Genomic DNA, 8,315 nt, shown 5'->3' on the forward strand with positions numbered 1-8,315 from the left:
GATCACTGCCCGCAATCGTGCGAATGCGCAGAAGAGCACGGGGCCGAAGACGGCGGAGGGCAAGGCCATTGTGGCAGGGAATGCGCGCCAACACGGCGCCACGGCCAGACCCGACCCCAGGAGCGTGGCCGCCTGGCTGGCCATCATTCTAGACCGGCCCGAGATTACGCCTGGAGACCTCCTGCCTGGGGACGACGCGGGGTACCGGGCACTGGCCCTGGCCGAGGCGGAGGTGCGCGTGGTGGCGACGGAGGCGGCGCTGAGGGAGTTCGAGGCAGGCAGTGACGAGCCCAGCGAGGCCCTGCAGGAGCTCAGGCGCTGCAAGGAATTGATTGCGCACGAACTCCGTCAGGATGGTGTGACGGGTAGGGAGAAATTATCGGGCCTGGCACTGCTGGGCCGCATCGTAAAGTTTGAGAGGGACGAGACGGTGGAGCGCGGCAGGCGGCACCGCCTGCTGAGTCGCTACGTGCGAGAGGCCCGATCGGAGAGGAGGAAGGCCTTCGCTGCGTGGGCCCTGGCCAGGGGGGACACACGCAAGGCCGCGTAATCCGCATAGGCCTGATTTCCCGAAACAAAGCCAAATACACCCATAGGTTGCAAATCGCATTCAAGTAATTGAAACAAATTAATTTTTCAGAAATTTTCGCGTCCCAAATGCCTGATAATGCCCCACCTCGGCCGCATCTAAGACAGCCGCCGAACGATGGCTTGTGCCGGATCGCCTCACCTTCAACGCCATCGCGAACAGGCTCGACCTCGTCGACGATATCGTCTTCGTCTGAGGGGAAATCAGGCTTAGCTCAACGATCTTCGCTTGGTTCTCGCCGTGCTTGCTTGCAGAATGCGACCCATAGGAATGAAGCGCCGGGAATAGCCGGTCACGGGCAGAAGGATTGGTATCATGCAGATCGCCATGATCGGAACAGGCTATGTCGGCCTTGTCTCTGGGGTGTGCCTTTCGGATTTCGGGCATGACGTGATCTGTGTCGATCGTGACCCGCGTAAGATCGAGGCTTTGCAGGCAGGCAAGGTCCCCATCTACGAACCGGGGCTGGAACAATTGATGGCCCGGAACGTCGAGGCTGGGCGGCTGAGTTTCACCACCGAGCTTTCCGAAGCCGTGGCTGGCGCAGAGGCCGTCTTCATTGCCGTCGGCACCCCAACCCGGCGAGGGGATGGGCATGCCGATCTGAGCTACGTGATGGCCGCGGCAGAAGACGTGGCAAAAGCCCTGAACGGGTTCACGGTCGTGGTGACGAAATCGACCGTTCCCGTGGGAACCAACCGAAAGGTCAAGCAGACCATTGCCAAGACCAACCCAGATGCCGACTTCGAAGTTGCCTCTAATCCGGAGTTCCTGCGCGAAGGGGCGGCGATCGACGATTTCATGAAGCCCGACAGGGTGGTCGTCGGCGTTCAGTCCCAACGGGCCGCCGAGGTGATGCAGGACATCTACCGTCCGCTCTACCTGCGCGATTTCCCCATCGTCACCACCGACCTCGAAAGCGCAGAGATGATCAAGTACGCGGCAAATGCGTTCCTTGCCACCAAGATCACCTTCATCAACGAGATCGCAGCACTCTGTGAACGCGTCGGGGCGGATGTGAAGGAAGTGGCCAAGGGCATGGGGCTCGATGGGCGCATCGGCAAGCTCTTCCTTCATGCCGGCCCCGGCTATGGTGGATCATGCTTTCCCAAGGACACGTCCGCGCTCGCCCGGATCGGGCAGGATCACGCGGTGCCGCAAAACATCGTGGAAACCGTCATGCGGGTGAATGACGGCGTCAAGACGCGCATGGTCGAAAAACTGCGAGATCTTTGTGATGGCACCTTCAACGGCAAGACCGTGGCCGTTCTGGGCGTCACCTTCAAACCCAACACCGATGACATGCGTGATGCCCCGTCGCTCACGATCGTGCCTGCTCTTGTTGGCGGTGGCGCGAAAGTGCGCGTCGTGGACCCACAAGGCAAACGAGAAGGCGAGGCGCTCTTGCCCGGGGTCAACTGGCATGACGATCCCTACAAGGCCGCCAACAAGGCCGATCTTCTGGTCATTCTCACCGAATGGAACGAGTTCCGCGCGCTCGACCTGCCGAAGCTCGCCAAGCGTATGGCCACCCCGCGCATGGCGGACCTGCGCAATATCTATTCCGCCAGGGACGCCCGCAAGGCAGGGTTCGAGGCGTATGAGTCCGTCGGGCGCAAATCGATGGACAACAACCACTGATCCAAGAAAAAACCCGGCGCAGAACGCCGGGTTTTTTTGTGGTGGCAGGGGCGGCAGGGCTCGAACCCGCGGCCTGCGGATTTGGAATCCGCTGCTCTACCAACTGAGCTACACCCCTGTACCGAGGCATCGGTTACGCGATCGCAGAGGGGGAATCAAGGCCCGTTTGACGGCGGATCCCCGCTTTCTGCCCGCGCGACCCGGCGCAACGCGAAGAGGGTCGCGGGCGGGCCAAGCAACTCGAAAGCAACCGTGGTGCCGATGGTCAACGTGATGATGGTTTCCCCCCATTCGGGAAAGCTCTCTGCCGCAACCAGTGCCATCCCGATCGCCACCCCTGCCTGGGGCAGCAGGGCCACGCCAAACCAGTTGCGCTCGGCCGCGTTCTCGCCCCCCAAGCGCGCCCCGATCCAGCCCCCGACAAGGCGCGACAGGATCCGCAGAATGAAATAGGCCGCGCCGATCAGGCCCATCTGCGCCAGGTGCCCAAGTTCAAGGGATACACCCGCCAGCAGGAAGAACAGGACCATGAAGGGCCAGCGCGCGTTTTCAATCTCGTGAAAGGCAGACCGGTGGTGGCGCGCGAAATTGACGATGATTGCGCCGGCAGTCATCCCGGCCAGAAGGTAGGAAACCCCCATCCAGACAGACAGGCCAGCGGTCAGAAAGACAAGGCCGAGCGCCTCGGTCTGCAGGGGCTCTCCCGGTTTGATCCGACCCGTCAGGAAGGCCCCCGGGACCCCCACCACCAGCCCCAGCAACAGCGCCCCGCCGATTTCCCGCAACGCCTCCAGGAAGACACCCGCCTGCGGTTCCCCGTACAGCTGCCCGGCGGCAATCGCAGCCAGGCTGAAGGCCATGAGACCCCAGGCATCATCCACAGCCACGATACCACGCAGCTTGTCCGGAAACGGCCCGGTCATCCCCGATTGGCGGATCGTGTCCTCGGTCGCGGCGGGCGCAGTGGCGGTGGCAATGGCCCCCAGGACCAGGGCGAGCCCAAGCGGCACACCCACGGCCACCAGTCCCGCGGTCACCACGGCCAGCGTCACGACAACGATGCTGACCGAGATGATCACGATCTCGGACCCATGCGCTGCGAGATTCCGGCGTGTCAGAGCCCCACCGAGCAGGAACGCCACCATCGTCAGAGCCGCAACAGACAGGAATTCGTACCAATGCTCGGCCTCATTGGGCACAAGGTCCAGGCCCGAGCGGCCGACCAGCACCCCTGCCAGCAGAAGCAGCGTCACGCGCGGCAACCGAGTGCGCCGCCCCAACTGGTCGGCAGCAAGGCCGATCAGGAAAAGGGCCCCGAGGGTCAGGAAGACGAGATCGAGTCGCATGGGACCAATCTACCGCGCCTTGGGGTTTTCTCCAGCAGACTCCGCGCCAAAGATTGACGCGCCGTGCCTGTCCGTTAAACCGCTGCGAAAGAAATCGACAAACCCGGGCAACCCTTGACCCTTCGCAGACGGATAGCAGACCACCCCGCCGTCCTGGCCTTCGCCTCCCGGCTTCTGTCGGGCTGGATGCGACTGGTCTATCGCACCTCGCGCATATCGCTCGATGGGTGGGACGAGGTCGAGCGCCTTGTGGAACGGCATGGCGCGGTCATTCTGGTCGTCTGGCATCAGCGGCTCATGATGACGCCCTATTGCTTCGGGAATGGCCGCTTCGCCATCCGCAGTCTGACGTCGACAGGACGGCCGGGCCGTATCGCGGGGATGATGCATGAACGCTTCGGCATTCACACGATCCCGATGCCGCGTGGCACCATTGGCGTGGCCGAGACCCGGACGGTGATTTCCGGCTTGCGGGAGGGATGCTCGATCGGGATCGCGGCGGATGGTCCGCGCGGCCCGGTGTTCGAGGTCAAGGAAACCCCGATCAAATGGGCCCGTGCCACACAGGTGCCCGTCGTGTGTTTCGCCTTCTCGTGCCGCCGCTATTGGACCCTGCCCACCTGGGACAAGCTGATGCTGCCACGCCTTTTCAACCGCTGCACGCTGGTGTGGCGCATCTGGGACACCGAGGTGCCCAAGCGGCTCAGCGCCGAAGAGACGACCGCCCTTTCCGAGGCGCTGAAGCAGGCGTTGGACTCTGTCACGGCAGCAGCTGACCGCGCGGTTGCGCAGGGCTGAGCGCGGCCGGGAAGACTGGGCATCAGCGGAAGGTCAGGTTCCGCCCGAAGAGAAGCACATCAAGCCCTCCGATGATCGAGCGCACTTCGCCCCGGATCTCCGAAAAGCTGGAATCGCGGTAAAGCGCGAGGTGCAGCGCCGCAAGCTGCGAGGTTTCCAGCGACCGCACATCGACACCCGTGATGTAGCGCGGCAATTCCCGCTCGACCGATCGGATCAGCTGTTCGTTCTGAACGGCTTGCCCCGTTGCCGCACCGCTCAGGGTCAGCAGGGCAAGGCAGGCGCAGAGTGCATTTCGAATACGCATGAAGATGATCTTCCTGATGATCCACAATGCTAGCACGGCGCAGGTTGGCAGGCCATTCCAACCAACGCTGCACCAAAGGCATGTCCCGTTTTCCGCCGATGCCCTATAGCGCGTCCAGCAGGGTGGGATCCCCGGAACACAAGGCCGTTTCCTGCGCCAGGATGCGCTCGATGGGCCAATCCCACCAGGCCAGTTCCAGCAGCCGTTCGATCACCTCGCGGCCAAAGCGGGCACGGCGCACGGTTCCGGGGTTTCCCGCCACGATGGAATATGGCGGCACCTCCCCCGCCACGACGGCCCCTGCCCCCACGATGCTCCCGCTACCGATCCGGGCGCCGGGCAATAGCTTTGCCCCCTGGCCCAGCCACACATCATGGCCGATGACGGTATCGGGGCCGGGTTCCGGCATAGAGGGGCGGCCACCCGAAGCGCCGCCATCGAAGATCGCAAACGGATAGCTGGTGAAGCCGTCATAGCGGTGATTGGCCGAGGAGGTGATGAATGTCACCCCGTCCGCGATCTGGCAGAATTTTCCGATCACCAGCGTCTCGGGCGAGAACTCGAACAGATAGGGCGCCAGGTGTGCTGCCCAGTCTGCGGGCGGATGATGCGCACTGGCATAGCTGTAATCACCCACCTGCCAGCGGGGATGCGTGATGGCCGGCTTGAGAAATACGGTGCCCTCATGCGCGCTGCCATCGGGCAGGCAAACAGGTGTTCGGGTTGCGGGATCTGGGAAGGAAACGGGCATGGAAAAAGCCTTTCTCGTCTGAAATCGGGATACTCGGTTCAGATCGTGGCGTTGTCCATGTCACCCTCCATTGGTTCCCGGCACAGTATCGGGCAGTTACCCAAAAGAGAAGGCCGCCCGAAGGCGGCCCTGTCATGCATGGGGTGCAAGGCTGGCTCAGAGCCGTTGCAGCGGGATTCGCACGCCGAGGCTGAAAACCTGACGGGTGTTGTCGAAGGTCAGCGGGACAGTCGGGCTGCTATTGCCGTTGATGCTGGACGGTGGCACGGGATTGGCCCCGCCCGAGGCGGTTCCCAGATCGAAGTAACGCCAGGACGCTTCCAGGATGACCGGGTGACGGCCGGGACGGCTGACCTGCCAGGAGGCCCCCAGGCCCACGGACCAGGCGAACTCGATCTCGGTATTGCCTTCGAATGTCCGGAAGGGGCGGTTATCAGCCGGGTTTACGTTATTGACTGCGGGGCTGCCTGGGTTCGCCTCACGCGTCCAGTTGCCCACGTCGTTGATGGCAATCCCCAAACCGGCCACCACGAACGGCTGGAAAACCGAGTTGCTGCCGCGATGCTCCATGGGCGCATAGAACAGGTTCGCCATGATCGTATCGGTGCTGATCGTCGCGGCAGAAATATCGGCGTGGTCGTTGCACGGGGTCAGATCGGACACCGCCACACAGGGCCCGATCGCGTTAGCCGATCCGAAATGGGCAAAAGCTAGGTCTGCGCGAAACCCGTTTTGCCAGTCGAAGCCGACGGCCAGTTCGCCAAACCCGGTGTCCTCATCCATCAGGCCAAAGCTGATCGTCGGATCGCCTTGCCCGTTCTGCCAGCGGCCATTGTCATAGCTGTTGGCAGAAGTGCCGAGCGCGAAGCGCCCATAGGGGCCATAGGTCACGCTGGCTGTCTGGGTGCTGAAAGTTACCAGATCGCCGTCCTGCGCCACCGCCGGCATCGCCGCGCCGCACAGTGTCAGACCAAGAACCAGGCCAAGCCGATGAATGGATGCAAGCATTTCACGTCCCCGTAATATCTCTAAAGACTTATTAATTTCGCTAACTTGCTAAGGTCAACTATCGGACGCCATAAATCGCGCCCGATAGTTATTTGCGTTGCCAAATTGTCAACCGTGCCCTTCGACGATGGCCTGGCGAACGGACTCGGCCGCGGCGGCCAGATCGGACACCTGCTGAGCAGTCAGGTCGATCTCCATGATGATCGCCAGCGCAACGACGGTGTCCTCGGAAATCGGGACGTTCTTGTCCGAGGCGGCTCCAAGCATCACCGAAGCCAGCGTCATCGGGTCGTTGCTGATCCCCATCGAGGCCGGGCTGGAAGCGCCAGTCAGCAGCGCGTCAAGCATCGATAGGTTCTGAAGAGGCGAATCGATGAAGCTGACGCCATCCCAATTGTTGGCCAACTGGTCCATCATCTGCGGCAGGGTCAGGTTGTAGAACGAGATCATCTCGGGCGTCATCGTCGCCAGGGCCTCGTTCAGCGCGCGTTCCAGCACGTGATCAGGCGAGCGGGCAACATTCAGACGGCCCAGCTCAACCTCGGGGATGCCTTCACCGGCCCAATCAGGGCGCGAGTCCTGACCGCCTTCGCCGGCACCACCTTGCGGTGATCCGCCCTGACCCTGGCCCTCACCACCATGATCGCCGGACTCGTGGTCGCCATCGCTATGGCCACCGCTCCCGCCTTCGTGGTCGTCGCCGTCTTCATGGTCGTGGTCGTCACCATCCTCGTGGCCGCCGCCGCCGCCACCAGATCCGCCCGACCCGCCGCCGCCAGCACCTTCCCCCGGGCCTTCACCGGGCCCCGAATGCTGGTCCGCCAGGGCGGGTTGTGCGGTCAGCGCGATGCTCACCGGCAAAGCCACCGCGCCGATCACGGCAGCGATGGCGATCGCAGACAGGCCCGCGCGACCTGCAAGTTTACTCAAACCGTTCAAAGACATCCTGTCCTCCAAGTGCATGGTTTTCCTGAAAGAAACCCGCCGCCGCCAGGACACGGGGGCGACGGCGGGCTCTTGGTCAGCCGTGGCCGGCCAGAACCGCGATGCGGATCGCTTCCGCAGCCGCCGCGATGGCGGTTGCATCAGCTTCCGAAAGCGGCATCTCGAAAATCACCGAAACGGCGTAGACGGTTTCCGGCGAGATCGGGACGTTCTTGTCCGATGCCACGCCAAGCGACACCGCCATCAGCGTGAAGGCGTCATTGGTGATCCCGTAGGAACTGAGATCGATGCTGCCATCCAGCGCGTCGCGGAAGATCGCGAGGTTCTGCAGCGGCGAGTCGATGATCGTGATGTCGTCCCAGTTCAGGGACAATTCGACGACCATCTCATCCAGTGAAAGATTGTAGAAATCCGCCATCTCACCAATCGTCAGCAGCGCCTCGGCATAGGCCCGGTCGATCACGTGATCGGGCGACCGCGCCACGCTCAGACGGCCCAGCTCAACTTCCGGGATGCCTTCCGAGGCCCAGGGCGGCATGCCGCCACCGGCGCTGTCCGACGGGCCACCGGCCTGCGGACCCTGGCCATCGGAATCTTCGCCTGGGCCACCCTGACCTTCGCCCTGGCCCTGGTTGCCCTGACCCTGCTGCGATCCGATACCGCCCTGACCCTGACCGCCCTGGTTGCCCTGCTGGCCACCCGAGCCGCCGTCACCGTCCGACGGTTCATCGGCCCATGCATAGCCCTGGAACCCGGGCATCGGGGACGTCACGCCTGCAACGGCGATCGCCACACCCAGTGCCAGAACGGACGCGGATTTCATCAGTGAAAATGTCTTGGTGCTCATGTCGTTTCCTCCTCATCAAAGTGAGACCGATGAGAAGAAAATGACTGATTGCGATTCCAATCCTTGATCTACGTCAACTATTG

Annotated in this window: 9 protein-coding genes and 1 tRNA gene; 3 read left to right on the forward strand and 7 right to left on the reverse strand. The window is 62.9% G+C overall.

All coding sequences use genetic code 11. The annotated features are described in order from the left end of the window. Window positions 1-550, forward strand: a 550-nt coding sequence (locus ACEQXV_RS16865; protein WP_370270123.1) for a hypothetical protein, incomplete at its 5' end; no start/stop codon positions are given. Between the two features lie 354 nt (window positions 551-904). Then, window positions 905-2,230, forward strand: coding sequence for a UDP-glucose/GDP-mannose dehydrogenase family protein (locus ACEQXV_RS16870; RefSeq protein ID WP_370254544.1), 1,326 nt, complete (start codon window positions 905-907; stop codon window positions 2,228-2,230). A 42-nt stretch (window positions 2,231-2,272) separates the two neighbouring features. Here ACEQXV_RS16870 and ACEQXV_RS16875 read toward each other — a convergent pair. Together ACEQXV_RS16875 and ACEQXV_RS16880 are read right to left on the reverse strand one after the other, a co-directional pair. Then, window positions 2,273-2,348: transfer RNA gene (locus ACEQXV_RS16875), tRNA-Trp, on the reverse strand. Window positions 2,349-2,385: 37 nt separating this feature from the next. Beyond that, on the reverse strand, window positions 2,386-3,576 hold the full coding sequence (locus ACEQXV_RS16880) for a cation:proton antiporter (protein WP_370254542.1): 1,191 nt from the start codon (window positions 3,574-3,576) through the stop codon (window positions 2,386-2,388). A 114-nt stretch (window positions 3,577-3,690) separates the two neighbouring features. Here ACEQXV_RS16880 and ACEQXV_RS16885 point away from each other — a divergent pair, with 114 nt between their 5' ends. Continuing rightward, window positions 3,691-4,374 (forward strand): lysophospholipid acyltransferase family protein, encoded by a 684-nt coding sequence (locus ACEQXV_RS16885; protein ID WP_370254540.1) that lies wholly within the window; start codon window positions 3,691-3,693, stop codon window positions 4,372-4,374. Between the two features lie 22 nt (window positions 4,375-4,396). On the opposite strand, the gene ACEQXV_RS16890 is transcribed toward ACEQXV_RS16885, so the two are convergent. From ACEQXV_RS16890 to ACEQXV_RS16910, 5 genes are all read right to left on the reverse strand, one after another. After that, the gene (locus ACEQXV_RS16890) at window positions 4,397-4,681 is read right to left on the reverse strand and encodes a hypothetical protein (protein ID WP_370254539.1); all 285 of its coding nucleotides are present in this window, start codon (window positions 4,679-4,681) and stop codon (window positions 4,397-4,399) included. 103 nt (window positions 4,682-4,784) lie between these two features. Beyond that, entirely contained in the window at window positions 4,785-5,432 is a 648-nt protein-coding gene (locus ACEQXV_RS16895; protein ID WP_370254538.1) for a CatB-related O-acetyltransferase, read from the reverse strand. 156 nt (window positions 5,433-5,588) lie between these two features. After that, on the reverse strand, window positions 5,589-6,440 hold the full coding sequence (locus ACEQXV_RS16900) for an outer membrane protein (protein WP_370270125.1): 852 nt from the start codon (window positions 6,438-6,440) through the stop codon (window positions 5,589-5,591). A gap of 108 nt (window positions 6,441-6,548) precedes the next feature. Continuing rightward, a complete protein-coding gene (locus ACEQXV_RS16905) occupies window positions 6,549-7,370 on the reverse strand; it encodes a hypothetical protein (protein ID WP_370254535.1) in 822 nt (273 codons plus the stop codon). 91 nt (window positions 7,371-7,461) lie between these two features. Beyond that, window positions 7,462-8,232, reverse strand: coding sequence for a hypothetical protein (locus tag ACEQXV_RS16910; protein WP_370254533.1), 771 nt, complete (start codon window positions 8,230-8,232; stop codon window positions 7,462-7,464). Between the last annotated feature and the right edge of the window lie 83 nt (window positions 8,233-8,315).

It is taken from the genome of Nioella sp. (assembly GCF_964229645.1).
In the GTDB taxonomy this organism is placed as follows: domain Bacteria; phylum Pseudomonadota; class Alphaproteobacteria; order Rhodobacterales; family Rhodobacteraceae; genus Nioella.

Bases quoted from the DNA above. Each gene is read 5' to 3' on its own strand.
- ACEQXV_RS16870 (WP_370254544.1), top strand. From the start codon at position 905: ATGCAGATCGCCATGATCGGAACAGGCTATGTCGGCCTTGTCTCTGGG.
- ACEQXV_RS16880 (WP_370254542.1), bottom strand. From the start codon at position 3,576: ATGCGACTCGATCTCGTCTTCCTGACCCTCGGGGCCCTTTTCCTGATC.
- ACEQXV_RS16890 (WP_370254539.1), bottom strand. From the start codon at position 4,681: ATGCGTATTCGAAATGCACTCTGCGCCTGCCTTGCCCTGCTGACCCTG.
- ACEQXV_RS16895 (WP_370254538.1), bottom strand. From the start codon at position 5,432: ATGCCCGTTTCCTTCCCAGATCCCGCAACCCGAACACCTGTTTGCCTG.
- ACEQXV_RS16900 (WP_370270125.1), bottom strand. From the start codon at position 6,440: ATGCTTGCATCCATTCATCGGCTTGGCCTGGTTCTTGGTCTGACACTG.
- ACEQXV_RS16910 (WP_370254533.1), bottom strand. From the start codon at position 8,232: ATGAGCACCAAGACATTTTCACTGATGAAATCCGCGTCCGTTCTGGCA.